General features: G+C 71.1%; 23 protein-coding genes. 9 read left to right on the forward strand and 14 right to left on the reverse strand.

Annotated features, from left to right (window positions below):
• Positions 1-77 precede the first annotated feature (77 nt).
• Positions 78-614 (reverse strand): flavin reductase family protein, encoded by a 537-nt coding sequence (locus tag BM070_RS04085; protein WP_092937851.1) that lies wholly within the window; start codon positions 612-614, stop codon positions 78-80.
• Positions 615-865: 251 nt separating this feature from the next.
• Between BM070_RS04085 and BM070_RS04090 the strand changes: the two genes are divergently transcribed.
• The 3 genes from BM070_RS04090 to BM070_RS04100 all read left to right on the forward strand — a co-directional run bounded on the left by BM070_RS04090 (position 866) and on the right by BM070_RS04100 (position 4,572).
• Positions 866-1,651, forward strand: a complete 786-nt coding sequence (locus BM070_RS04090; protein ID WP_092937853.1) for an alpha/beta fold hydrolase — start codon at positions 866-868, stop codon at positions 1,649-1,651.
• A complete protein-coding gene (locus BM070_RS04095; RefSeq protein WP_092937855.1) occupies positions 1,651-2,841 on the forward strand; it encodes a M14 family zinc carboxypeptidase in 1,191 nt (396 codons plus the stop codon). The genes BM070_RS04090 and BM070_RS04095 overlap by 1 nt, the downstream gene beginning before the upstream one ends.
• Before the next feature lie 126 nt (positions 2,842-2,967).
• Positions 2,968-4,572 (forward strand): alkaline phosphatase D family protein, encoded by a 1,605-nt coding sequence (locus tag BM070_RS04100; protein ID WP_092937857.1) that lies wholly within the window; start codon positions 2,968-2,970, stop codon positions 4,570-4,572.
• 64 nt (positions 4,573-4,636) lie between these two features.
• On the opposite strand, the gene BM070_RS04105 is transcribed toward BM070_RS04100, so the two are convergent.
• On the reverse strand, positions 4,637-5,971 hold the full coding sequence (locus tag BM070_RS04105) for a D-amino acid dehydrogenase (RefSeq protein WP_092937859.1): 1,335 nt from the start codon (positions 5,969-5,971) through the stop codon (positions 4,637-4,639).
• 89 nt (positions 5,972-6,060) lie between these two features.
• Between BM070_RS04105 and BM070_RS04110 the strand changes: the two genes are divergently transcribed.
• The gene (locus tag BM070_RS04110) at positions 6,061-6,981 is read left to right on the forward strand and encodes a LysR family transcriptional regulator ArgP (RefSeq protein ID WP_092937861.1); all 921 of its coding nucleotides are present in this window, start codon (positions 6,061-6,063) and stop codon (positions 6,979-6,981) included.
• 110 nt (positions 6,982-7,091) lie between these two features.
• Positions 7,092-7,709 carry a TetR/AcrR family transcriptional regulator gene (locus BM070_RS04115; RefSeq protein ID WP_175518413.1) on the forward strand — a complete coding sequence of 206 codons (618 nt, stop codon included), beginning with the start codon at positions 7,092-7,094 and terminating at the stop codon, positions 7,707-7,709.
• A 26-nt stretch (positions 7,710-7,735) separates the two neighbouring features.
• Here BM070_RS04115 and BM070_RS04120 read toward each other — a convergent pair whose 3' ends face one another.
• The 3 genes from BM070_RS04120 to BM070_RS04130 form a co-directional block, all read right to left on the reverse strand.
• On the reverse strand, positions 7,736-8,158 hold the full coding sequence (locus tag BM070_RS04120) for a universal stress protein (protein WP_092937863.1): 423 nt from the start codon (positions 8,156-8,158) through the stop codon (positions 7,736-7,738).
• A gap of 122 nt (positions 8,159-8,280) precedes the next feature.
• Positions 8,281-9,162 carry a metallophosphoesterase gene (locus tag BM070_RS04125; protein WP_092937865.1) on the reverse strand — a complete coding sequence of 294 codons (882 nt, stop codon included), beginning with the start codon at positions 9,160-9,162 and terminating at the stop codon, positions 8,281-8,283.
• Positions 9,159-10,145, reverse strand: coding sequence for a LysR family transcriptional regulator (locus tag BM070_RS04130; RefSeq protein WP_092937867.1), 987 nt, complete (start codon positions 10,143-10,145; stop codon positions 9,159-9,161). The genes BM070_RS04125 and BM070_RS04130 overlap by 4 nt, the downstream gene beginning before the upstream one ends.
• Before the next feature lie 129 nt (positions 10,146-10,274).
• Between BM070_RS04130 and BM070_RS04135 the strand changes: the two genes are divergently transcribed.
• On the forward strand, positions 10,275-10,715 hold the full coding sequence (locus BM070_RS04135; protein ID WP_092937869.1) for a hypothetical protein: 441 nt from the start codon (positions 10,275-10,277) through the stop codon (positions 10,713-10,715).
• Positions 10,716-10,916: 201 nt separating this feature from the next.
• Here BM070_RS04135 and BM070_RS04140 read toward each other — a convergent pair whose 3' ends face one another.
• The 5 genes from BM070_RS04140 to BM070_RS04160 all read right to left on the reverse strand — a co-directional run bounded on the left by BM070_RS04140 (position 10,917) and on the right by BM070_RS04160 (position 15,212).
• Complete coding sequence (locus tag BM070_RS04140; RefSeq protein WP_434803161.1) at positions 10,917-11,402, reverse strand: TIGR00725 family protein; 486 nt, start codon at positions 11,400-11,402, stop codon at positions 10,917-10,919.
• Positions 11,403-11,478: 76 nt separating this feature from the next.
• Positions 11,479-12,306 carry an ABC transporter permease gene (locus BM070_RS04145; protein ID WP_175518414.1) on the reverse strand — a complete coding sequence of 276 codons (828 nt, stop codon included), beginning with the start codon at positions 12,304-12,306 and terminating at the stop codon, positions 11,479-11,481.
• Positions 12,307-12,323: 17 nt separating this feature from the next.
• On the reverse strand, positions 12,324-13,409 hold the full coding sequence (locus tag BM070_RS04150; protein ID WP_092937873.1) for an extracellular solute-binding protein: 1,086 nt from the start codon (positions 13,407-13,409) through the stop codon (positions 12,324-12,326).
• 58 nt (positions 13,410-13,467) lie between these two features.
• On the reverse strand, positions 13,468-14,496 hold the full coding sequence (locus BM070_RS04155; RefSeq protein WP_092937875.1) for an ABC transporter ATP-binding protein: 1,029 nt from the start codon (positions 14,494-14,496) through the stop codon (positions 13,468-13,470).
• Positions 14,493-15,212 carry an ABC transporter permease gene (locus tag BM070_RS04160; RefSeq protein WP_092938148.1) on the reverse strand — a complete coding sequence of 240 codons (720 nt, stop codon included), beginning with the start codon at positions 15,210-15,212 and terminating at the stop codon, positions 14,493-14,495. Before BM070_RS04160 ends, BM070_RS04155 begins: the two co-directional genes overlap by 4 nt.
• Before the next feature lie 276 nt (positions 15,213-15,488).
• On the opposite strand from BM070_RS04160, the gene BM070_RS04165 reads away from it, so the two are divergent.
• The gene (locus BM070_RS04165) at positions 15,489-16,397 is read left to right on the forward strand and encodes a LysR substrate-binding domain-containing protein (protein ID WP_092937877.1); all 909 of its coding nucleotides are present in this window, start codon (positions 15,489-15,491) and stop codon (positions 16,395-16,397) included.
• Between the two features lie 172 nt (positions 16,398-16,569).
• On the opposite strand, the gene BM070_RS04170 is transcribed toward BM070_RS04165, so the two are convergent.
• A complete protein-coding gene (locus tag BM070_RS04170; RefSeq protein ID WP_092937879.1) occupies positions 16,570-18,432 on the reverse strand; it encodes a phosphoenolpyruvate carboxykinase (GTP) in 1,863 nt (620 codons plus the stop codon).
• Between the two features lie 375 nt (positions 18,433-18,807).
• Between BM070_RS04170 and BM070_RS04175 the strand changes: the two genes are divergently transcribed.
• The gene (locus BM070_RS04175; protein WP_092937881.1) at positions 18,808-19,863 is read left to right on the forward strand and encodes a Gfo/Idh/MocA family protein; all 1,056 of its coding nucleotides are present in this window, start codon (positions 18,808-18,810) and stop codon (positions 19,861-19,863) included.
• 99 nt (positions 19,864-19,962) lie between these two features.
• Positions 19,963-20,409, forward strand: coding sequence for a type II 3-dehydroquinate dehydratase (gene aroQ, locus BM070_RS04180; RefSeq protein WP_092937883.1), 447 nt, complete (start codon positions 19,963-19,965; stop codon positions 20,407-20,409).
• Between the two features lie 13 nt (positions 20,410-20,422).
• On the opposite strand, the gene queC is transcribed toward aroQ, so the two are convergent.
• The 3 genes from queC to BM070_RS04190 form a co-directional block, all read right to left on the reverse strand.
• Positions 20,423-21,130, reverse strand: a complete 708-nt coding sequence (queC, locus tag BM070_RS04185; RefSeq protein WP_092937885.1) for a 7-cyano-7-deazaguanine synthase QueC — start codon at positions 21,128-21,130, stop codon at positions 20,423-20,425.
• 128 nt (positions 21,131-21,258) lie between these two features.
• Complete coding sequence (locus BM070_RS24745; RefSeq protein WP_175518417.1) at positions 21,259-21,411, reverse strand: hypothetical protein; 153 nt, start codon at positions 21,409-21,411, stop codon at positions 21,259-21,261.
• 81 nt (positions 21,412-21,492) lie between these two features.
• Positions 21,493-23,094 (reverse strand): OpgD/OpgG family glucan biosynthesis protein, encoded by a 1,602-nt coding sequence (locus BM070_RS04190; protein ID WP_092937887.1) that lies wholly within the window; start codon positions 23,092-23,094, stop codon positions 21,493-21,495.
• Position 23,095 lies beyond the last annotated feature (1 nt).

The following is a 23,095-nucleotide window of genomic DNA, read 5'->3' on the forward strand; positions in this document are numbered from 1 at the left end:
GGCTGGGCCGCGTGCGGCCAGTCTCTTCATGAGGTCAGAACCGCAGCCAGCCCTTGGTGCACAAGGGCTGGCTGCTCTCATTTCTGGGTGGCGCCCGCCATGGCCGGGGCCCGGCCCAGCGGGTGTTCGGCGTAGAACATGCCACCGTGGTAGAGCAGGGGCGATGCGCCCGCGTGGTGGCTGCACTGCTCCACTTCGCCCACGAAGATGGTGTGGTCGCCCTCCACGTACTGGCTGCGGTTGAAGCATTCGAACACCGCCACGGCCCCGGCCAGCACCGGCGCGCCGGCGATGCCCGGGCGGTGCTCCACGCCCGCGAAGCGGTCGATGCCGCGCGTGGCGAAGCGCTCGGCCAGCGCCTGCTGGTCCGCCGCCAGCACGTTGATGGCGTAGTGCGAGCCCGCCGCGAAGGCCTGCAGCGACGAGGCCTTGTGCGCCAGGCTCCAGAGCACCAGCGGCGGCGCGAGCGACACCGAATTGAACGAGCTGGCCGTCATGCCGACCAGCGAGCCGTCGGCCGCACGGGCGGTGACGATGGTCACGCCGGTGGCGAACATGCCCAGTGCATCGCGGAATTCGCGCGCGGAAAATTCCGGCGGGCGGGCGGTGGTCATGCGGGGCGGGGTCTGGGTCACAGGCAAAGGCGCGCGCGGCGGTCGGGAAGGGAGGGGTCGGCTATTATGGGCCGGCCTCCGCCCCGCTGCCGCGCGCACGGGGCGCGGCCCCCCCAACCCTTCTGGCGTCGCCGCCGCAACGTCTCGTACTTCGCTGTACCGCCCGCGATGCAGCGCCTGCCCGGAACCGCTTCGCTGGGTCGCGTGGGCCGCTCTGGCTGCCCGCGCCGTAGTGCCCCTGCCTCTCGTCCATGTCGCTGCTCCCCACTTTCACCACCCTCGGCTCCGGCCACACCGTTCTCATGCTGCATGACGCGGACGGCGATCACCTCACCTTCGCCCCGCAGGTCGAAACCCTGGCCAGCGCCGGCTACCGAGCCGTCGCCTGGGACATGCCGGGCTACGGCCGCAGCGCGCCGATCGAGCCCTACGGCTTCAAGGGGCTGGCGCTGGCCTGCACGCGGCTGATCGAGGCGCTGCAATGCGGCCCCGTCTCGCTGGTGGGCCACGGCCTGGGCGCCATGCTGGCGCTGGAAGTGGCGCTGCGCCAGCCGCAGTCGGTGCGCCGGCTGGTGCTGTGCGCCGGCGGCCCGGCGCTGGACGAGGCCGGCGAAAGCGCCTGGGTGGCGCCCCGCCTGGCGGCGCTGGACGCCGGCCAGTCCATGGAAGCACTGGCGCAGGCCCTGGTGCCGCGCCAGGCCGGCAGCGGCGCGCTGCCCGAAGGCCTGCGCCTGGCGGGCCACGCGCTGGGCCAGGTCAATCCCTCGGCCTACCGGCGTGCGCTGCATGCGTTGCCGGCCTTCGCGCGCAGCGCGGCCGACTTCGCCCGGCTGCAGCTGCCCGTGCTGCTGGTGGGCGGCGGCGATGACCGCTGCACCCCGCCCGAGGCGCTGCAGGCCCTGGCCCATGTGCTGCCCGACGCGCGCCATCTCTCGCTGCCGAACGTCGGCCACTGGCCGCAGCTGGAAGCCCCCGACGCCTTCGACGGCGCGCTGCTGGACTTCCTCGCCACGGCCCGCGCCCGGGTGCTGCACTGATGCGCCCCGCCGCTGACCGCATGCCGGCGGGCGGGACCGCCGTCGCCTCCGTCCAGCCGTGGCGCTGGCCTGCCGCGCTGGTGGCTCTTGCCGCCCTGGCCCTCGCTGCCGGTGGCCTGCGCCTGGCGCGATCGCCGCACGAAGGGCTCGACACCGCGCGCGGCGCGCTGGGCGCGGCGCTCTTCGCCGAAGGCGCCGATGCGCCGCTGCGCCTGCTGGGCCCGGCCGCCCGGCTGCCGCTGCCCGAAGCGCCCAAGCCGGTGGAGATGGTGATCGCCGTGCCGCCGCAGCCCTCGGCCACCCAGGCCCCCGCAGCCGCGCCGCCCGCCACGGCGCCTGCGGCCGTGCAGGCCGCATCGCCCCAGGCCGCCGCGGCCGCCTGCGAGCGCCTGCTCAAGCGCCTGCCCACCATCAGCGCCAAGGACTGCGCCGCCACGCATCTGGCCGAAAGCGGCGCCTTCTCGGTGCAGGGCACGCCGCTCTACTGGCGCGACGTGCTGCCGCCCAAGGCCTCCGGTCCGGGCGCGAAGGCGGCGGGCCCGGCCGAGCGTCCGCTGCGCGTGCTGGTCGTCGGCGCCATGCATGGCGACGAGCTGACCGCCGCCGCGCTGGCGATGCGCTGGATCGAGCTGGCGCAGGACGGCGCCGTGGCTTCGCGCCAGCCGGTGCACTGGCGCTTCATCCCCGTGCTCAACCCCGACGGGCTGCTGGCCAGGAAGCCCACGCGCGTGAACGCGCACGGCGTCGATCTGAACCGCAACTTCCCCACGCCGAACTGGGAGCGCGACGCGCCCATCTACTGGGACAAGCGCACCCGGCGCGACCCACGCCGCTGGCCCGGGCCCACGCCGCTGTCGGAGCCCGAGTCGCGCTTCCTGCACACGCAGATGGACACGGACTTCAAGCCCGACCTGGTGGTGAGCATCCACGCGCCCTACGGCGTGCTCGACTACGACGGCCCGCTGCCGCCGCCCAACCGCCTGGGCCAGCTGCGGCTGGACCAGCTGGGCATCTTCCCGGGCTCGCTGGGCCACTACGGCAGCGTGCGCCAGGGCATGCCGGTGGTGACCATCGAGCTCAAGCACGAACTGCACATGCCCGATGACGGCCAGGTGCTGCAGATGTGGCGCGACCTGCTGCGCTGGATGGACAACAATCTGGCCGATGCCCCCGCCCGCAACGCGCACTGAGCGCAAACATTCGGCGGAATAGGCCCGCAGCCCTCGCATATCAAGCGCAGGCTGCTATGAAAATCGTAGTGCATCGACAGGCGCACGGGTGGCCGGCCGGCCGCCGTGCCGCCGGGAGACCGATCCATGCAACGCCGTGAACTCATCCGCCTGGCAGCGGCCGCCGCTGCCGCGACCTGGCAGCCGCGCTGGAGCTGGTCCGCCACCCTGGCGCAGCGCGCGCTCTTTCCGCTGGGCGTGGCCAGCGGCGCGCCGTCGCCCGACGGCTTCGTGCTCTGGACCCGCCTGCTGGACGGCCCGGTGCCCGGCACCGTGCCCGCCGGCACGCCCCGCCGCCCCCTGCCCGACGCGCTGACCGTGCGCTGGGAAGTCGCCGAGGACGAAGGCTTTCGTCGCATCGTGCGCCGGGGCCAGGCCACGGCGCTGGCGCCGCTGGGCCATGCGGTGCATGTCGAGGTGGCCGGCCTGGAGCCGGACCGCTGGTACTTCTACCGCTTCATGCACGGCGATGCGGCCACGCCCGTGGCGCGCACCCGTACCGCCCCGGCGCCGGAGGCGCTGCCGCAGCGCATGCGCCTGGCCTTCGCCTCGTGCCAGCGCTGGGAGCACGGCCACTACGCCGCCTACCGCCACATGGTGGACGAAGACTTGGACGCCGTGCTGTTCCTGGGCGACTACATCTACGAATACGCCATGCCGGCCAAGCCGCCGCGCCATCCGCTGGCGCGCACCCACACGCTGCCGGTGGCCACGACGCTGGCCGACTACCGCGACCGCTACGCGCTCTACCGCACCGATGCCGACCTGCAGGCCGCGCACCGCGCCTGCCCCTGGATCGTGACCTGGGACGACCACGAGGTGCAGAACGACTACGCCGGCCTCTTCGGCGAGGGCCCGGCCGAGGGCTTCCTCGCGCGCCGCAACGCCGGCTACCAGGCCTTCTACGAGAACATGCCGCTGCGTGCCAGCGCGCTGCGCCGGGGGCTGGGCGGGCTGGGCACGCTGGACGCCGTGCGCGTGCACGCGCGTTACGGCTGGGGGCGGCTGCTGGATTTCCACGTGCTGGACACGCGCCAGTACCGCGACCTGCAGGCCTGCCGCGCGGCCGGCGCGCCGCCCGAGGGCAGCGTGTCGCCCCAGGCCTGCCCGCCACTGCGCGACCCGGCCCGCTCGCTGCTGGGCATGGAGCAGGAACGCTGGCTGGCGCAGGGCCTGGCGCAGGACGCGGCCGGCGGCGTGCGCTGGAGCGTGCTGGCGCAGCAGACGCTGTTTTCGCAGCGCAACGCCCGCGCCTGGCCCGAGGAGCGCTACAGCACCGACACCTGGGACGGCTACCCCGTCGCCCGCCAGCGCCTGCTCGATGCGGTGGCCGGCGCGCAGCCGCGCAACACCGTCTTCCTCGGCGGCGACATCCACCAGAACTACGTCTGCCGCGTGCCGGCCGATGTCGCCGACGCGCGCTCGCCCGCCATCGCCAGCGAGTTCTGCGGCACCTCGATCGCTTCGGCCAGCCATGTGACGCCCGAGCAGGCGCAGAAGATGGTGCAGCGCAATCCGCACGTGCTGCTGGCGCGTGCCGACCAGCGCGGCTACGGCGTGGCGGAGGTGACGCCTTCCGGCTGGACGACCACGCTGCGCGCCGTGCAGGACGTGGCGCGCGCCGACAGCGCCGTGGCGACGCAGGCGCGCTTCGTGGTGGAAGACGGCGTGCCGGGCCCGCGCCCGGCGTGAGGGCGGCGGGGCCTTGGGGGCCTTCGGGGCCCCGCGCCGGCGCTCAGTTCAGTTCAGGAGCGGGTCAGGCGGCCACGGGCGTGGCCGAGGCGCGGCCTGCCGGGGCGTCCATGCCCAGGAAGCCGAAGGCCATGGCCGGGCGCCGGCCGCAGAGCAGTTCGGCCATGGCCTTGCCCGAGCCCGCGCCGTGCGTCCAGCCCAGCGTGCCGTGGCCGGCGTTCACCCACAGCTTGCCCACGCGGGTCTTGCCGATGTAGGGGATGTTGGTGGGCGTGGCCGGGCGCAGGCCGGTCCAGTACTGCGGGTTGCCGCCTTCTTCGGGCGTGCGGGTGTCGCACACGCCGGGCAGGATCTCGGCGATGCGGCGCGAGAGCATGTGGCAGCGGGCGCGGGCCAGCGCGCTGTCCAGCGACAGGTCGTAGCCGCCCAGCTCGATGGTGCCGGCCACGCGCAGGAAGCCGCCCAGACGGCTCATGGCGATCTTCTTGCCGTCGTCGATGGTCGAGACCATGGGCGCGCCTTCGGGCTTGAGCAGCGGGAAGGTCGCGCTGTAGCCCTTGCCGGGGTAGATGGGCAGATTCACGCCCACCGTGCGCAAGAGCGGCGCGCTGTAGCTGCCGCAGGCCACCACCACGGCATCGCCGGTCAGGGTCTGCAGGGCAGCGCCGGCTTCGTGGGCCCGCACGGTGACGGTTTCGATGGCGCCGCCGGCCTGGTTCAGCCGCACCACGTCGTGGCCGTAGAGGAACTGCACGCCGCGCTCGGCGCAGCGGCGGGCCAGGGCCTGGGTGAAGACGCGGGCGTCGCCGCTCTCGTCGGTGCTGGTGTAGGTGCCGCCGGTGATGCGGTCGCCGTAGGCCTTGAAGGCCGGTTCGATCTTCAGCAGCTCGTCGCGGCTGACCAGGCGGCGCTGCACGCCGTAGCGGCGCATCAGGTCCACGGCATGGCCGGCGGCGTCGAAGGATTTCTCGTCGGTATAGAAGTGGGCGATGCCGCGCTCGAGACGGTTGTATTCGATGCCGGTGGCGCGCACCACGTCCTTCAGCGCCTCATGGCTGTAGGCGCCCAGGGCCACGATCTGCTGCACGTTGCGCTCGAAGGCGGCGTCGTTGCACTGCGCCAGGAACTTCAGGCTCCAGCGCCACTGCTCCCAGTCGAACTGCGGGCGGAACAGCAGCGGCGCTTCCTTGTCGAACATCCACTTGAGCGCCTTCCAGGGCGCGTCGCGGTTGGCCCAGGGCTCGCAGTAGCTCACCGAGATCTGCGCCGCGTTGGCGAAACTCGTCTCCAGCGCCGCGTCGGGCTGGCGATCGACCACAGTGACCTCATGGCCCTGCTCGAGCAGATGCCAGGCGGTGGAAATGCCGATGATGCCGGCGCCGAGAACGATGGTTTTCATGGCTGGGCAGTGTGCTGCGCGTTGGCTTGAATTAAAAGCGAAATTAAACTTGCTCCAAATTCATCAGCCACACTTATAGAGAGCCCGCCATGAGCACCTACGATCCCGCCGCCCTGGAGTGCCTGGCCGCCATCGTGGAAGAGGGCGGCTTCGAGCGCGCGGCGCAGCGCCTGAACGTCACGCAGTCGGCCGTCTCGCAGCGGCTGCGCGCGCTGGAGGCGCAGGTGGGCTCGGTGCTCATCGTGCGCAGCCGGCCGCTCAAGCCCACCAGCGCCGGGCAGCTGCTGCTCAAGCACACCAAGCAGATGCGCCTGCTGCGCGCCGACCTGGAGCGCGACCTGCAGGACCTGGCGCCCAGCGCGCCGGGCGGCGGGCGCGAGGACGAGCGCATCTCCATCGCCATCAACGCCGACAGCATCGCCACCTGGGCGCTGGACGCGCTGCAGGCCCTGGTGCGCCAGCGCCTGCCGCTGGAGATCATCGCGGACGACCAGGACTTCACCCAGGAATGGCTGCGCTCGGGCCAGGTGCTGGGCTGCGTCACCACCCTGAAGAACGCGCTGCGCGGCTGCAAGGTGGTGCCTCTGGGCGCCATGCCCTATGTGGCCGTGGCCGCGCCGGACCTGGCCCGCCGCTACCTGCCGCAGGGGCTGACGGCGCACAACTTCCGCGACGTGGCCTTCGTCGCCTTCAACCGCAAGGACGACCTGCAGGCGGAATTCGTCGCGCGCACCTTCGGCCTGAAGCGGGTGGCGCTGCAGCAGCTCTTCGTGCCCAGCTCCGAAGGCCAGGTGCGGGCCGTGGTCGCCGGCTGGGGCGCCAGCGTGGTGCCCGAGGCGCTGGCCCGCCCGCTGCTGGACGATGGCCGGCTGGTGGACCTGGCCGCCGGCCATACGCTGCCGGTGCAACTCTATTGGCACTGCTGGAATCTGGAGTCCGACGTGCTGGACGCGATGACCGATGCGCTCACCAGCGCCGCCGCCCGCGCGCTGCTGTCCACGCCCGCCTGACCCCTGCCAGAGGCCCCGATGTTGCGACGTGTGACAGTGTCGCAACATTTTGTAGGCCGACGGCCCGTGTTTCGTCCTGTTTGAGTCAAGCTATCGATAAGATCGTAGCGATGAACATTTTGCAGCTCCGCCGCTCCTTCAAGGAACAGATGCACCATGCGCGCGAGCAAGCCATCATCATCGCGGCCAGCCGTCTGATGGGTGAAAAGGGCTTCGAAGCCATGACCGTGGATGAGGTGGCCTGTGCCGCCGGCATCGCCAAAGCCAGCCTCTACAAGCACTTCGCGGGCAAGGACGAACTCTGCGCCGCCGCCATGGTGCATGCCGTGGACCGTGCCAACCAGTTCGTGGCGGGCCTGGACCCGGCGCTGTCGGCCTTCGAGCGGCTGAGCGCGTTCCTGCGCTCGCTGCTCGAACTGCAGCTCACCGACGAGATGCCGCTCATGCTGAGCCGCAATTCGAGCCTGGCTGCCGCCCTGGCGGTCTGCGAGCCCTATCAGGCATCGCTGCAGGCGCTGCGCAAGCGCATCCAGGAATGGGTGCAGGAGGCGCAGCAGTCGGGCGACATCAGCACCGCCCTGCCGGCCGAGGTGATCGTGTGCGCGCTCTTCGCGCGCTCGGCCGACCCCATGCTGACCATGCTGCGCGAGCGCGGCAGCCACAGCGACGCGCAGATCGTGGACTGGGCGATGCAGACCTGCCTGGCGGGCCTCGCCGCGCGGCGCTGAAAGGCGCCGACAGGCGCCCGCTGCGCTCAGCGCACCAGCAGCACCGGCACGCGGCTGTTGGCCAGCACCTGCGTGCTGACCGAGCCCATCACCAGGTTGCCCAGCGCGCCGTGGCCGTGCGTGCCCATCACCAGCAGGTCGTAGCGGCCCGAGTCGGCCACCTTGGCGATGGTTTCGCCCACCGGGCCCACCTTGACGATGGTCTTGATCTGCACGCCGTGGCGGGCGAGGAACTTGTCCACCGGCGCCATGACCTTCTCGCCCTCGTCGGCGTAGTACTTGTCCACCACCTGCTTGCCCAGGGCGGCGCGGGCGCGTGCCGGCAGCTGCGGCTGCACGGTGACGGCGGTGAAGCTGTGCGTGCCGGCCAGCAACTCCTCGTGGGTGGCGAGGTAGGCCAGCATCTTCTTGGTGTAGGGACTGCCGTCCACGGCGAGCAGGATGTTCATGCGTGTCTCCAGGGTTGGAATGCCAGACTAAAGCGGGCGCGCGTCTGTCGTCTTGACCTGGGTCATCCCTGAACAGGTTCTTGTGCCGGGCGCTGCGCAGGGCGGGGGCCCTGCGCGGCCCATCATACGGTCACGGTTCCGTGCGGCTGGAACGATGCCTGCTCGCCCTTGCGGGCATAGCCCAGCGGGTTGGCGACCACGCGGCAGTGCCAGGGCGTGCCATCGGCGCGCGTGCCCTGCACGGTGTAGTCGCTGGGCGCGTGCAGGTGGCCGTGCAGCCAGAGGTCGGCATGGGGCAGCAGATCGTCGAGCGCGTTGCAGAAGCCGGCCGTGCCGGGCACCAGGCCGTAGCGCGGGTCGGCGCTCAGCAGGCTGGGCGCGAAGTGGGTGACGGCCACCGTGGGGCCCTCGGCCCAGGGCGCGGCGAGCGCATCGCGCAGCCAGGCCTGGCAGGCCAGGGCCTCTTCGCGCATGGCCTCGGCCAGGAAGGGCTCGCCCGCGCGCGTGCCCCCCGTTTTCTTCAGGTAGAAATTCGCGGCGCGGAAGGCCTTCTCGCGCAGGCGCAGGCGGCGCGTGGGGTCGTGGGCGTGCTCGTTGTCGGCCAGGGCGTCGAAGTCGCTCCAGAGCGTGGTGCCGACGAAGCGCACGCCGCCCAGGGCCAGGGTGGCGCGGTCCAGCCAGGCGATGCCCAGCCGCTCGCAGGTGCGCTGCAGCCGGGCGCGCGCGGCGTCGAAGTCCTGCGCGTCGTATTCGTGGTTGCCCGGCACGAACAGCACCGGCACCGGCCAGCCCGCGTGCTGGGGCAGGGGCGAGAAGCGCGCCAGGCCGAAATCGTCGTCTTCCAGCTGCGAGCCGGACTGGTAGGAGCCGATGTCGCCCGCCAGCACCAGCACGTCGGCGCCGGGCGCGGGGGTGGCGGTGAAGTGGGGGTGGGTTTCCAGGTGCAGGTCGGACAGCAGCTGGATGGTGGTCTTCTTCTGCCTCGTCGGGGTCGCTTGCGTCATTTCGTCGATTGTGGCGTGAGCGCCTCGTGGGGCGCGCCGCTGCGGCGGCCCGAGCGCTCCATGGCGTCGCGCAGCCAGCGGTGGCCGCTGTCGTGCCGGCGGCTGCGGTGCCAGAGCGCATCGACATGCACCGTGGGCAGCGGCATGGGCAGGGGGCGCCAGACGAGCTCGTCCTTGAGGCTGGCCACGCCCACGAAGTGCCTCGGCAGCACGGTCAGCAGGTCGCTGGAGGCGACCACGCGGCCGGCGGTGAAGAACTGGTTCACGGTGAGCACCACGCGCCGCTCGCGCCCCAGCGCCGTCAGCGCCTCGTCGATGAAGCCGTAGGGCCGGCCCGAGAAGCTCACCAGCAGGTGGCGCGCCGCGCAGAAGCGGTCGAGCGTGAGCGGCACGCCCGCCAGCGGGTGGCCGTGGCGCATCACGCAGACGTATTCGCCGTCGTAGATGCGGGTGCTCTCGTAGGCGACCAGGTTGCCCGACTGCGCGCGTGCCGTCAGGTCGGCCATCACGGCGGGAAAGTAGCCCACGGCCAGGTCGGCGGCCTCGTCGTCCAGCAGCTGGCGCGGGTCGCGCGTGGTCAGCGGCACCACGCGCAGCGAGACGCCCGGCGCCTCGCGTTCGAGGATCTCCATCAGCGGCGGGATCAGCATGGCGCCCGTCGCATCGGCCATGGCCAGCACGAAGGCGGTGTTGGCCGTGGCGGGGTCGAACTCGCCCGGCGCCAGCGACTGCTGCAGCTGCGCCAGCGCGGCGCGCACCGCCGGCCAGAGCGCCTGCGCGCGCGGCGTGGGCTCCACGCCCTGGCCGCTGCGCACCAGCAGTTCGTCGCCCAGCGCATCGCGCAGCCGGCGCAGCGCGTTGCTCACGGCCGGCTGGGTGAGCGAGAGCGTCTCGGCGGCGCGGGTCAGGTTGCGTTCGGACATCACGGCGTCGAACACGCGCAGCAGGTTCAGGTCGAAGGTTCTGAAATTCAGGGGCTGCATGCCTAAACCATCACTGAAGTGAATGACTGGAATTCAAGATATAAAGTGGACCGTGGTTGGGGTAAACCCTATGATTCACCCCACTAGCCCGGCAATTTCGCCACAAGCGGCTTACAAGGGTTCCACATCATGACCAGCTTCGTCCAAGTCGATTACCGCACCGAACACCCCGGCGTGCAGCGCGTCGAGAACGCCGCCGCCACCCTCAAGGGCGCCTACGCCAACGTCACCAGCGCCCGTGCCGGCGCCTCCCTGCTGCTCGCCGCCATCGTGGCCTCGCTGCTGGTGGTGGCCAACAAGTTCATCGACAGCTGGGGCGAAGGCCACCTGCTGGCTGCCTGGATGGTGCTGTGGATGGTCGCTTTCGCCGCCCTGGCCCTGCTGGCCGGCCCGATCCGCCGCGTGGTCGTGAGCCTGCGCGCCCAGTATGCCCTGTGGGCCGAAGCCCTGCGCCGCGAAGAGGAAGACGAGCGCACCTGGAACGCCGCCCTGCGCGACGCCCGCATCATGGCCGACCTGAGCCGCGCCATGAACGGCATCGCCGTGGACAACGTCCGCCGCTACTACTGATCCCGCCGGGCCCCAGAGCCCGCAGATCCGAAAAGAAGCTTTCAGGGCACCGCAAGGTGCCCTTTTTCATGGGCGCTGCAAAGCGTTTGCTATTGAGAAGATAGCTGTACGCGCAGGCTGCGTGCGCGCTGCAGCGCAAAAAGGCTTTGAAAGCTTGAAGGGAAAGGGGCCGCCGGCGCGCGGCCCCTCCGCGCTGGCGGTTCAGCCCAGCAGGCAGTCCGCCACGCGGGCCAGCATTCCGGCCACGTCCGCCACCGGCACCGCGCCGGGCAGGGCCACGTCGCCGTGCATCACGAAGACGGGCGTGCCCCATTTGAGGCCCATCGCCATTTCCGAGAGCGTGCCCATGTTGCCGCCGATGGCGACCAGGCACACGGCGCTGCGGGCGATGAGGGCGTTGCGCATCTCGCCCATGCCGGTGGGCAGGGCCACGCCCAGCCAGGCGTTGGCGTGGCGCTCGTCCTCCTCGGGCAGGATGCCGATGGCCAGTCCCCCGGCCTCGGCCGCGCCCTGCGATGCGGCGGCCATGACCCCGCCGCGCCCGCCGCAGACGATGGCCAGGCCCGCCCCGGCCAGCGCCCGGGCCACCTGGCGCGCGGCGCTGCATTCGCGCTCGCCGCCATCGCCCGGGCCGATGATGCCCACCGGCCGCCGGTGGCGCCGCGGGCCGCGCTGGCGCTCGGCCATCTGCTGCAGGGCGGCGCGCACGGCGGGCGGCAGGGTGTCCAGGAAGGCGCCTTCGTCGGCGGCGCCTGTCGATGTCTCAGTGCGGTGTGCTTGCATGCTTGGTCCGATCGCGCCGGCGCGCCAGTGCGTCGCCCGCCCCCATCACGATGACGCACAGCGCCATCAGCAGCAGCGAGAGGGCCGCCGCCACGCCGAAGTCCGAGCCGCCGTCGCCCACCTGGGCGTAGAGCATCAGCGGCAGGATGTTGAGCTGCGTGCCCGCCAGGGCCAGCGCCGTGCCGTAGGTGCCCATGGCGATGGCCGCCACCAGGCAGGCGTTGGACAGCACCGAGGGCGCGACCTCGGCCAGCACCGTGTCGTTGAAGGCGCGCCAGCGCGTGGCGCCCAGGGTGCGCGCGGCCAGCATGGGGCGCCGGTCGAGGTTGGCGAACACCGGGTAGAGCGAGAGCGCCACGCGCGGCACCAGGTAATAGGCATAGGCCAGGCCCAGGCCGCCCGCGCCGTAGATCCAGCCGCCCACGCGCGCCGGGTCGGCGCCCAGGCCGGCCAGCAGCTGGGTGACGAAGCCGGCGCGGCCGAAGGCCAGGATGAAGCCGTAGGCGATCACCAGCCCCGAGAACGCCAGCGGCAAGCCCAGGAGAGCCATCATCCAGCGCCTGCGCGCGGCCGGCTGGCGCGCCAGCTCGATGGCCACGGCCGTGCCCACCAGGGCCGAGACGCCGCCCGCCGTGAGGCCCAGCGCCAGCGTGTTGCGCAGCGCGCCGGGCAGCAGCGGGTTGGCGAAGAGCCGGCCGAAGGCGCTGCCGTGCTCGGCGAAGGCCTCGGGCACCAGCGCGGCCAGCGGCAGCGCGAAGAAGAGCGCCATGAAGGCCCAGGCGGGCCAGGCGCCGAAGCGGCGGATCATCGGTGCACGTCGGTCGATCACTTGCCGGCCAGTGCCACCTGCGCCCAGAGCTGGTCCACCTCGGCCTTGCGGGCGGCGGCCTTGACCACGTCGAGCGGGCGGATCTGCGGCGCGGCGGGCATCTTGGCGGCGATGTCGGCGGGCAGCGGCGTGCCGGGCACGGCCGGGCGCACGAAGCCCTGGGCGAAGAGCTGCTGGCCGGCCGTGCTCATGATGAAGTTGAGCCAGAGCTTGCCGGCGTTGGGGTTGGGGCCGTTCTTGACCAGGCTGATGGCGTAGGGCGCAGCCACGCTGGCCTCCCTGGGGATGACCACCGCGCAGTCGTCGCCCATGCCGTCGCTGTACTTGGCCTTGAGGCCGTCGTTCTCGTAGCCGATCCAGACGGGGATCTCGCCCTTGAGGAACTTGGCGTAGGGCGTGGTGCCTTCCACGCGCTGCACGTTGCCCGCGGCATGCAGGCGGCCCAGGTAGTCGATGCCGGGCTTGACGTTGTCCACGCTGCCGCCGTTGGCGTAGGCGGCGGCGAAGGCCATCACCTGGCCCACGCCGGTGCTGCGCGGGTCCAGGTAGGTGACGGCGCCCTTGTATTCGGGCTTGAGCAGGTCGGCCCAGCCGGCGGGCACGTTCCTGACCAGCTTCCTGTTGACCAGGAAGGCGATGTTCAGCGTGTGGATGGTGAACCAGCGGCCTTCGGCGTCGCGGAAGACCTCGGGCAGCTGCTCGAAGTGCAGCGGCTTGAAGGGCGCGACCACGTCCTTCCTGACCGCATCGACGGCCGAGGCGGCGAAGTAATACGCCGTGTCGGCCTGCGGGCGGCGGCGCATCTTCTCCAGCGCGACCACGGTGGCGGCCGAGCCCAGGTCGTTGTAGGTCAGCTCGATCTCGGGGTAGCGCTTCTTGAAGTCGCGGAACAGCGATTTCCAGTTGGCCCATTCGGGGCCGGTGTCGAAGGAGACGCACAGGCCCTCCTTCTTCGCCTCGTCGTACAGGGCGCGCTCGCCGGCATAGAGCTCGGCGCCCTCGAAGGCGAAGGCGGCGCGGGGCGCGAGCCAGGAGGCCAGGGGCAGGCTGCCGGCGGCCTGGAGGAGGTGTCTGCGTTGCATGGGGAAAGCTCCTGGATGAAGGGAAAAGACGGGGGATGAAGGCGAAGAGCGCGGCCGGTCAGTCGTCCAGCAGCTGCAGGTGCTCGGGCGCGATGGCGACGGCCTCGCGGGCCGGCTGCGCGCCTTCGCACAGCAGCGGCCGGGGCGCGCCGGCCATGGCGAAGTCGTAGCGCGTGACCGCGCCCAGGTAGCGCTGGGCGCCGGCCGTGCCGGCCAGGCGGTTGGGCGTGCCCGGGGGCGGGTCGGCGCGCACGTGCTCGGGCCGCAACAGCACATGCACGGCCTGGCCCACGGCGCGGCCGGCGGTGGGCACGGCCAGCTCGGCGAAGCCCGCGTCCACGCGGCCTGCGGCGCTCACGCGGGCGGGCAGCAGGGTCGAAAGGCCCACGAATTCGGCCACCGCGCGGCAGGCGGGCCGCTCGTACAGCGCGCGCGGCGTGGCCATCTGCAGCAGGCGGCCGTCTTTCAGCACGGCCACGCGGTCGGCCATGGCCAGGGCCTCTTCCTGGTCGTGCGTGACCAGCAGCGTGGTGGCGCCGAAGCGCTGCTGCAGGCTGCGGATCTGGTCGCGCAGGTGGCCGCGCACGCTGGCGTCCAGCGCGGAAAGCGGTTCATCGAGCAGCAGCGCGCGCGGGTCGATGGCCAGGGCCCGCGCCAGCGCCACGCGCTGCTGCTGCCCGCCCGAGAGCTGCGTGACGGCGCGCTGCGCGTGTTCGGCCAGGCCCACCACCTCCAGCAGTTCCAGGGCGCGGCGGCGGCGCTCGGCGGCCGGCACCTTGCGCAGCGTGAGGCCGTAGGCCACGTTGTCCTGCACGCTCAGGTGCGGAAAGAGCGCGTAGCTCTGGAACACCATGCCGATGCCGCGCTGGTGGACCGGCGTGCCCGCCATGTCCTGCCCGCCCAGCACGATGCGCCCGCCGTGGCCCGTCTCCAGGCCCGCCACCAGCTTGAGCAGGGTGGACTTGCCCGAGCCGCTGGGCCCGATCACGGCCACCAGCTCGCCGGCCGCCACGTCGAAGGAGACATCGTGCAGGCCCTGCGCGGAGCCGGGATAGCGGTAGCTGACCTGATCGAAGACGAGGCTCATGGGGACTTGCGGAAAACGGTGGACGACAGCAGCGCCGCGATGCCGGCGAGCAGCAGCAGCACCACGGTGGCGGCGCAGGCGAAGCCCGTGGCGCCGTAGAAGGCCTGCAGCAGCACCACCGGATAGGTGCGGTTCTGGAAGCCCGCCAGCAGGTTGGAGAGGTTGAATTCGCCGATCGAGAGCGCCGCCACCATCACCAGGCCCGACAGCAGGCTCTGCCGCAGGCTGGGCAGCACGATGCCGGTGAAGCGCTGCCATTCGCCCGCGCCCAGCGTGGCCGCGGCCTGCTCCAGCCGCTCCAGGCCCAGGTGGCGCAGGTCGGTCAGCAGGGTGTTGGTGAGGTAGGGCAGGGTGGCGATGGCGTGCGCTGCCACCAGGAGCGGCGTGCTGCCCAGCCAGGGCAGGGTGTCGGTGTTGAAGACCAGCAGGTAGCCGAAGCCCAGCGTGATCGCCGGCACCGCCACCGGCATGGCCGACACCAGCCGCGCCGCCATGCCGCCGCCGCGCCGCGCGCCGTGGTAGAGCGCGTAAGCCAGCGGCAGCGCCAGCAGCGCGTCGATGGCGCAGGCCGAGAGCGCCACCACCAGGCTGCTGCCGAAGGCCTTGCGGAAAGATGGGTCCTGCCACAGCTCGGCATACCAATGGCCGGTGACGCCCGTGGGCAGCAGCGTGTTGGTCCAGCTCTGGCCGAAGCTGCCCAGCACCAGCAGGCCCATGGGCAGCAGCAGGTAGAGGCCGTAGAGAAGGGTGATGCCGCGAACCAAGGGCGCTGCTTTCGTGCGGGAACGGTGGGGTGTGTGGGGGCGGTGGCCGCGCAGCGGGGCCGGATACTTTCCGGCAGCGACTGGACGGCGGTGCGTGTGCCGGAATTCTAGGAATCAGTGCGTAGGCTTGCGTGAAGCTTGCATGACAAAGCTTGAGCTTTTGGAAAGTATCATGCGCTCGCCCGGGCACCGGAGCCCGGCGTTTTGCCGGCCACCAGGAGGAGTTCCGTGAAGCGCGATTGCCCCACCATCCAGGAACTGCTGGCCTTCGATGCCGTGGCCCGGCACGAGGGCCTGACCCGCGCCGCCGAGGCGCTGTGCCTCACCGTGAGCGCGGTCAGCAAGCAGATCGCGGGGCTGGAGGCCTTTCTGGGCGTGCCGGTCCTGCGCAAGCAGGGGCGCGGCGTGCAGCTCACGCCGCAGGGCCGGGCCTACTGGCAGAAGATCGCCGGCCCGCTTCGCGCGCTGGAGGCCGCGAGCTTCGAGGCGCGCGCAGGCGGCGGCGATGCGGGCGTGGTCACCCTGGCCAGCGTGCCCACCTTTCTCACGCGCTGGCTGATCCCGCGCCTGCCGGCCTTCAGCCGCCGCCATCCGCAGGTCACGCTGGGCTTCAGCCGGCACCTCGCGCCCACCGAAAACCTGCCGCCGCAGGTCGATGCCGCCATCCGCTACAGCCCGGCCGAGCTGCCCGGCGTGGTGGCCGAATACATCGCCGGGCGGGAGTTCGTGCCGGTCGCCTCGCCCGCGCTGCTCGAAGGCCCGCACCGCATCCACACGCCCGCCGACCTGCTGGGCCACACGCTGCTGCACCACGAAGAGGCCGCCACCGCCTGGCCGCGCTGGGCGGGCCAGCACGGCGTGGCCGAGAGCTGGGTGGCGGCCGGGCCGCGCTTCGCCCAGTATTCGGCGCTGATCCAGGCGGCGCGCAGCGGCCTGGGGCTGGCCCTGGTGCCGCGCGTGCTGGTCGAAGACGAGCTGGCCGAAGGCACGCTGCGCGTGCCCTGCGGCGAGCCGGTGGTGGTGGAGCAGGGCCACTACCTCTGCTACCGGCCCGACCGCATGCACCTGCCGGCCTTCGCGGCCTTCCGCGCCTGGCTGCTGGACGAGGCCACGCGCTCGCGCGGGCCGCTGGGGTGAGGCGCGGCGACTCGCCTGGCAGCTGTTTGCTATCGAATCAATAGCTGCAGGCGCTTGTAGATCCTGCGCCAGGGCATGAAAAAGCCCCGGCCACTTGCGTGGTGCGGGGCTTCTGTGGGTCGCTGCCCGCGCGGGGCGGGCAGGGCCGGGTCAGCGCGGCGGCATCAGGCGCTCAGGCGGCCAGGCGCTCTTCCAGCTGGGCCTTGGTGGCCAGCATCTGCGCGGGCAGGTGGTAGGCCAGCTGGTCGAAGTGCGCGGTGTGCAGCTTCAGCTCGTCGGCCCAGGCGGCCTTGTCGATGCGGGTCACGGTCTCGAACTGCGCGCCCGTGAAGTCCAGGCCGCTCCAGTTGATCTCGGCATAGCTCGGAGCCACGCCGAAGGCGGTTTCCTGGCCGGTGGCGCGGCCTTCGATGCGGTCGATCATCCACTTGAGCACGCGCATGTTCTCGCCGTAGCCGGGCCAGACGAACTTGCCGGCTTCGTCCTTGCGGAACCAGTTGGTCGTGTAGATGCGCGGCAGCGTGGCGCCGGAGGCGGCGAGCTTCTCGCCCAGGCTCAGCCAGTGCTGGAAGTAGTCGCTCATGTTGTAGCCCATGAAGGGCAGCATGGCGAAGGGGTCGCGGCGCACCACGCCCTGCTGGCCGGCGGCGGCTGCGGTGGTCTCGGAGCCCATGGTGGCGGCCATGTACACGCCTTCGGTCCAGTTGCGGGCCTCGGTCACCAGCGGCACGGTGGTGGAGCGGCGGCCGCCGAAGATGAAGGCGTCGATCTTCACGCCCTTGGGGTCGTCCCAGGCTTCGTCCAGCGCGGGGTTGTTGGTGGCGGCCACGGTGAAGCGGGCGTTGGGGTGGGCGGCCTTGGCGCCGGTTTCCTTGGCGATCTGGGGCGTCCAGTCCTTGCCCTGCCAGTCGATCAGGTGGCCCGGCAGGCTGCCGGTGTCCTTTTCCATGCCTTCCCACCACACGTCGCCGTCATCGGTCAGCGCGACGTTCGTGAAGATCACGTCCTTGTCGAGGCTGGCCATGCAGTTGGGGTTGGTGTGGTAGTTGGTGCCGGGGGCCACGCCGAAGTAGCCGGCTTCGGGGTTGATGGCGCGCAGGCTGCCGTCGGCCTGGGGCTTGATCCAGGCGATGTCGTCGCCGATGGTGGTGACCTTCCAGCCTTCGAAGGCCTTCGGGGGCACCAGCATCGAGAAGTTGGTCTTGCCGCAGGCGCTGGGGAAGGCCGCGGCCACGTGGTACTTCTTGCCTTCGGGGTTGGAGACGCCCAGGATCAGCATGTGCTCGGCCAGCCAGCCCTGGTCGCGGCCCATGGTGGAGGCGATGCGCAGCGCGAAGCACTTCTTGCCCAGCAGCGCGTTGCCGCCGTAGCCGGAGCCGTACGACCAGATCTCGCGCGTCTCTGGGTAGTGCACGATGTACTTGGTCTTGTTGCAGGGCCAGGACACGTCCTGCTGGCCGGCGGCCAGCGGCGCGCCCACGGTATGCACGCAGGGCACGAACTCGCCGTCCACGCCCAGCACGTCGTACACCGCCTTGCCCATGCGGGTCATGATCTTCATGTTGACGGCCACGTAGGGGCTGTCGGAGAGCTCGATGCCGATGTGCGCGATGGGCGAGCCCAGCGGGCCCATGCTGAAGGGCACGACGTACATCGTGCGGCCGGCCATGCAGCCGTCGAAGAGAGGCTGCAGCGTGCTGCGCATCTCGGCCGGGGCCATCCAGTTGTTGGTCGGGCCGGCGTCTTCCTTCTTCTCGCAGCAGATGTAGGTGCGGTCTTCCACGCGGGCCACGTCCGACGGGTCGGACCAGGCCAGGTAGCTGCCGGGGCGCTTGGCGGGGTTGAGCTTCTTGAAGGTGCCGGCGTCCACCAGCTGCTGGCAGAGGCGGTCGTACTCTTCCTGCGAGCCGTCGCACCAGTGGATCCTGGCGGGCTTGCAGAGGGCGGCCATGTCGGCCACCCAGGCCAGCAGGCGGGCGTTCTTGACGTATGCGGGGGCCTGGAGATCGAGGCCTTGCATGGTGGGTGCGTTCATCGGGAGCTTCCTGGAGTTGAAAAAACCGTTTTTTCAAAGGAAGCGCGCCGCACGGCGGTGCGGGCTGCCGGCAAACGCTAGTCGAACTCCTGAGCGCTGCCTTTGAGAAAACGGCGGAATGCTCAGTCGGCGGGTGGTCGGGTGCGCGGGGGCTGCAGGCCGTTGAAAGCCTGGGTGCCCGGCCTTCCACGGGTCGGCTGGAATGACGATTTTATGAAGGCACCCTCCGCGTGTCTGTCAGACACCAGGGAAATCCATGCAAAAGATGCATGGGGTTATGTGTGATTTGGAGCGTGCGAAAGCCGCCGGCGCGAGGGGCCCGGCAGGGCGCCGTTACGCTATGCGGCGCGGCTCATCCGGAGACAAGACCAGCACATGACCACACTGAACATCGCCGTCGCGGGCGCCGGGATCATCGGCCGGCGGCACATCGAACTCATCCAGGCCCAGCCCCGCTGCCGGCTGGCCGCCATCGTGGACCCATCGCCCGGCGCCGAGGCCTGCGCGCAGGCAGCGGGCGTGCCGCTCTTTCCCGACCTGGCCGCGCTGCTCGCCGCCCAGCGGCCCGATGGCGTGGTGCTGGCCACGCCCAACGCGCTGCATGTGGACCAGGCGCTCGCCTGCGTGGAGGCCGGCGTCGCGGCGCTGATCGAAAAGCCCGTGGCCCACACGCTCGCAGAGGGCGAGCGCCTGCTGCGCGCCGCCGAGGCGGCCGGGGCCCGGCTGCTGGTGGGCCACCACCGCGCGCACAGCCCGCTTCTGGCGCAGGCGCGCGAGGTGATCCGCCAAGGGCGGCTGGGCCGGCTGGTGGCCGTGCAGGGCAGCGCCACCTTCTACAAGCCTGCCGGCTATTTCGACGCCGCGCCCTGGCGCTGCCAGCCGGGCGGCGGGCCGATCCTCATCAACCTGATCCACGAGATCGGCAACCTGCGCTCGCTGTGCGGCGAGATCGTGGCCGTGCAGGCCATGGCGTCGAACGCGGTGCGCGGCTTCGCGGTGGAGGACACGGCGGCCATCAGTCTGCGCTTCGCCAGCGGCGCGCTGGGCAGCTTCCTGCTGTCGGACACCGCGGCCTCGGCGCGCAGCTGGGAGCAGACTTCGCAGGAGAATCCGGACTACGCGACCTACCCGGACGAAGACTGCTACGTCATCGCCGGCACCCATGGCACGCTGTCGGTGCCCACCATGCGGCTCAAGACCTACGCGCGGGAGCCAGACCGCTCGTGGTTCGAGCCCTTTGCGGAGGCTACGCTCGACGCCCTGCGGGCCGACCCGCTGGAGCGCCAGCTGGCCCATTTCTGCGACGTGGTGGCCGGCACGGCGCAGCCGCTGGTGTCGGTGCGCGACGGGCTGCAGAACCTGCGGGTGGTCGAGGCGATCGCCGAGGCCGCGCGCACGGGCGCCGTGGTGCCCACGGGCTGCGGCGGCTGAGGCCTTGCTGTTCCCCTTTTCCTTTTCGTTTTCTTCTTCCTCTTCTTCTTCTTTTCCATCCCAACGCCATCGTGCATGGCGATCTCAAGGACTCTTTCGATGACCTTCCTCGTACTCCACGGCATCAACCTGAACATGTTCGGCAAGCGCGATCCGAAGCAATACGGCACGACCACGCTGGCCGAGATCGATGCCCAGCTCGTCACGCTGGGCCGCGAGCTGGGCGTGGAGGTCGAGTGCTTCCAGACCAACTTCGAAGGCGCGATGGCCGAGCGCATCCACCAAGCGTATTTCGACGAGGTGGAGGGCGTGCTCATCAACGCCGGCGCCTGGACGCACTACAGCTACGGCATCCGCGATGCGCTGGCCATCCTGAAGTGCCCCATCGTCGAGGTGCACATGTCCAACATCCATGCGCGCGAAGCCTTCCGGCACCACTCGGTGATCGCCGAGATCGCCAAGGGCCAGATCGCCGGCTTCGGCGTGGACAGCTATCTGCAGGGCCTGCGCCTGGCGGTGAACCTCGTCAAGGGCAGCGCCGCCTGACGCGAATGAAGGCTCAGGCGCCGCTGCGCGCCGCCCACTGCTCGTGCCCGGCGCGCCGCAGCGCGCAGGCCGGGCATTCGCCGCAGCCGTAGCCCCAGCTGTGCAGGGTGTCGCGCACGCCGTGGTAGCAGGTGTGCGACTGGCGCACGATGATGTCCACCAGCGCGTCGCCGCCCAGCTCGCGGGCCAGCTCCCAGGTGGCGGCCTTGTCGATCCACATCAGCGGGGTCTCGAAGGTGAAGCGCTGGCCCATGCCCAGCGAGACGGCCACCTGCAGCGCCTTGAGGGTGTCGTCGCGGCAGTCGGGGTAGCCCGAGAAGTCGGTCTCGCACATGCCGCCCACCAGCGTGTGCAGGCCGCGCCGGTAGCCCACGGCGGCGGCCAGCTGGAAGAAGAGCAGGTTGCGCCCGGGCACGAAGGTGTTGGGCAGGCCGGCTGCGGTCATCTGGATGGCGGTGTCGCGGGTGAGGGCAGTGTCGCTGATCTGGCCCAGCACGGCCAGATCGACCATGTGGTCCTCGCCCAGCCGGCCGGCCCATTGCGGGAAGCGCTCGCGCACGGCGGCCAGCACCTCGGTGCGGGCCTGCAGCTCCACCTGGTGGCGCTGGCCGTAGTCGAAGCCGATGGTCTCGACATGCTCGAAATGGGTCAGCGCCCACGCCAGGCAGGTCGTGGAGTCTTGCCCGCCGGAGAAGAGGACGAGTGCGTGGCCGGGTCTCATGGGAAGGGTTCCTTGCGAAGAAAAAAGACGGATACGGATACGAAGGCGAAAGACGGCACCGCAGGGCGCCCGAAATGCAAAAAGCCCCGCGGTGCGGGGCTTGCAGTCGGGCGGTGCGCGGTGCGCCGTCAGGCCATGTAGATGGCGATGAACGCCAGCAGGAACATGATGACGGCGCCCACGGCGGGCAGCACCAGGGGCATGAGCGGCACCACGGCCTCGATGGCGTCGGGGGCGTTCGTTTCGCCGGCGTGGGGTGCCGTGCTGGTGTCGTGGGCCATGGTCGGTGTCTCCTGCGGTGGCGTGCGTGCGTTGCTACAAGCGTGCTGCAGGCCATTCTAGTGGCCGCGGCACGGCGGCGTTCAGTAGGGTTTGCGATCAGCCTGCGCGGGCGGCACCCACTGGTAGAGCCAGGTCTCGGTGATCGGGCGGCCGTTCTCGCGTAGGAAGAGGCGGATGGTGATGGGCTCGGTGCTGTCGTCGCCGGGCCGCAGGTCGAACATGGCGCGCCAGCCGTTGATGGCTTCGAGCGGGCGCGCCGAGGTGGTCTCCACCTGCCCGCGGCTCACGGTGATGACCGGCTCCACCTTGGCGTCGCGCCCCAGCCCCAGCAGGCTTTCGCCCGCGAAGTCCACCGCGAAGCGCCACGAGAAATACGTGCGCGGCTTGCCCACCACGCCGCCCAGCCCGGTGCGGGTGGCCACGCAGCGCGCCAGCGGCAGGTGCGCTGGCGTGTCGGCGCCCCAGAAGAGGCGGTAGCCCACCAGCCACTCCTCGCCGGCCTGCGGCTTGCGCTCCGGGTTCCAGAAGGCCACGATGTTGTCGAAGGTTTCATCGACGGTGGGGATCTCCACCAGCTGGATCGAGCCCTTGCCCCAGTCGGCCTTGGGCTCGACCCAGAGCGAGGGACGGCGTTCGTAGAACACGCCGTCGTCCTGGTAGTGGTCGAAGTTGCGGTCGCGCTGCAGCAGCCCGAAGCCGCGCGGGTTCTCGTCGGCGAAGGCGTTGAACTGCAGCGTGGGCGGGTTGGTGAGCGGGCGCCAGACCCATTCGCCGTTGCCGCGCCACATCGAGAGGCCGTCGGAATCGTGGATCTCCGGGCGCCAGTCGTTGGCCATGCGGTGGTCGTTCTCGCCGTGCTGGAACATGCTGGTGCAGGGCGCGATGCCGATGCGCTCGATCTGCTTGCGCGGGTAGAGCGCGGCGTCGATCTCCATCACCTGCACGTCGCCGGGCGTGATGGCGAAGCGGTAGGCGCCGCTGATGCTGGGCGAATCCAGCAGGGCCAGCACCACCACGGTGTTGGAGCCGGGCGCCGGGCGCTCCAGGTAGAAGGCGGTGAAGTCGGGGAACTCCTCCGGCTGCTGCATCCCGGTGTCGATGGCCAGGCCCCGGGCCGAGAGGCCGTACTGCCATTCGCCGCCCACGGCGCGGAAATAGCTCGCGCCCAGGAAGGCGGCCACGTCGCGCACCGGGTCGGTGTGGAAGTTGAGACGAAAGCCCGCGAAGCCCAGGTCGGGCGGCAGATCGCCGGCCTTCAGGCCGCTCTTGCCGTAGTCGAACATGGCCGGGTCGTAGGCCAGCTCCTGGGCCTGGCCGTTCGCCAGCTCGTACATGTGGACGGGCTTCTTGAAGAAGAGGCCCAGGTGGAAGAACTTGGCCTGGAAGCGCAGGTGCTCGTCGGCCCAGAGGGCGTGGTCGGGCCGGAACTGGATCGACTGGTACTGGTCCCAGTCCAGCGCCGATACCGATGCGGGCAGCGTGGCGGCGGGCGGCACGTAGGGCTTGCCGGCGAGGGTGCGGGCCTCCCCTTTCAGCGCGGCGAAGTCGAAGGGCCGGGGCTGGCCCAGCGGCTTGAGCGCGGCGAAGGCTTGCGTCCAGTTCAGGCCCAGGCTGCCGGCGGAGGCCAGCGCGGCGCCGCGGCCGAGGGTGCGGAGAAAGTGGCGTCGTTGCGGTTTCTGCATG

Origin of the sequence: Paracidovorax wautersii (genome assembly GCF_900113035.1) — a bacterium.
Taxonomy (GTDB): Bacteria; Pseudomonadota; Gammaproteobacteria; order Burkholderiales; family Burkholderiaceae_C; genus Paracidovorax; species Paracidovorax wautersii.

Excerpts from the sequence above, each read along its gene's own strand:
- BM070_RS04085 (WP_092937851.1), bottom strand. The coding sequence starts at position 614 with ATGACCACCGCCCGCCCGCCGGAATTTTCCGCGCGCGAATTCCGCGAT.
- BM070_RS04090 (WP_092937853.1), top strand. The coding sequence starts at position 866 with ATGTCGCTGCTCCCCACTTTCACCACCCTCGGCTCCGGCCACACCGTT.
- BM070_RS04095 (WP_092937855.1), top strand. The coding sequence starts at position 1,651 with ATGCGCCCCGCCGCTGACCGCATGCCGGCGGGCGGGACCGCCGTCGCC.
- BM070_RS04100 (WP_092937857.1), top strand. The coding sequence starts at position 2,968 with ATGCAACGCCGTGAACTCATCCGCCTGGCAGCGGCCGCCGCTGCCGCG.
- BM070_RS04105 (WP_092937859.1), bottom strand. The coding sequence starts at position 5,971 with ATGAAAACCATCGTTCTCGGCGCCGGCATCATCGGCATTTCCACCGCC.
- BM070_RS04110 (WP_092937861.1), top strand. The coding sequence starts at position 6,061 with ATGAGCACCTACGATCCCGCCGCCCTGGAGTGCCTGGCCGCCATCGTG.
- BM070_RS04115 (WP_175518413.1), top strand. The coding sequence starts at position 7,092 with ATGAACATTTTGCAGCTCCGCCGCTCCTTCAAGGAACAGATGCACCAT.
- BM070_RS04120 (WP_092937863.1), bottom strand. The coding sequence starts at position 8,158 with ATGAACATCCTGCTCGCCGTGGACGGCAGTCCCTACACCAAGAAGATG.
- BM070_RS04125 (WP_092937865.1), bottom strand. The coding sequence starts at position 9,162 with ATGACGCAAGCGACCCCGACGAGGCAGAAGAAGACCACCATCCAGCTG.
- BM070_RS04130 (WP_092937867.1), bottom strand. The coding sequence starts at position 10,145 with ATGCAGCCCCTGAATTTCAGAACCTTCGACCTGAACCTGCTGCGCGTG.
- BM070_RS04135 (WP_092937869.1), top strand. The coding sequence starts at position 10,275 with ATGACCAGCTTCGTCCAAGTCGATTACCGCACCGAACACCCCGGCGTG.
- BM070_RS04140 (WP_434803161.1), bottom strand. The coding sequence starts at position 11,402 with ATGGCCGAGCGCCAGCGCGGCCCGCGGCGCCACCGGCGGCCGGTGGGC.
- BM070_RS04145 (WP_175518414.1), bottom strand. The coding sequence starts at position 12,306 with ATGATCCGCCGCTTCGGCGCCTGGCCCGCCTGGGCCTTCATGGCGCTC.
- BM070_RS04150 (WP_092937873.1), bottom strand. The coding sequence starts at position 13,409 with ATGCAACGCAGACACCTCCTCCAGGCCGCCGGCAGCCTGCCCCTGGCC.
- BM070_RS04155 (WP_092937875.1), bottom strand. The coding sequence starts at position 14,496 with ATGAGCCTCGTCTTCGATCAGGTCAGCTACCGCTATCCCGGCTCCGCG.
- BM070_RS04160 (WP_092938148.1), bottom strand. The coding sequence starts at position 15,212 with ATGGGCCTGCTGGTGCTGGGCAGCTTCGGCCAGAGCTGGACCAACACG.
- BM070_RS04170 (WP_092937879.1), bottom strand. The coding sequence starts at position 18,432 with ATGAACGCACCCACCATGCAAGGCCTCGATCTCCAGGCCCCCGCATAC.
- BM070_RS04175 (WP_092937881.1), top strand. The coding sequence starts at position 18,808 with ATGACCACACTGAACATCGCCGTCGCGGGCGCCGGGATCATCGGCCGG.
- aroQ (WP_092937883.1), top strand. The coding sequence starts at position 19,963 with ATGACCTTCCTCGTACTCCACGGCATCAACCTGAACATGTTCGGCAAG.
- queC (WP_092937885.1), bottom strand. The coding sequence starts at position 21,130 with ATGAGACCCGGCCACGCACTCGTCCTCTTCTCCGGCGGGCAAGACTCC.
- BM070_RS24745 (WP_175518417.1), bottom strand. The coding sequence starts at position 21,411 with ATGGCCCACGACACCAGCACGGCACCCCACGCCGGCGAAACGAACGCC.
- BM070_RS04190 (WP_092937887.1), bottom strand. The coding sequence starts at position 23,094 with ATGCAGAAACCGCAACGACGCCACTTTCTCCGCACCCTCGGCCGCGGC.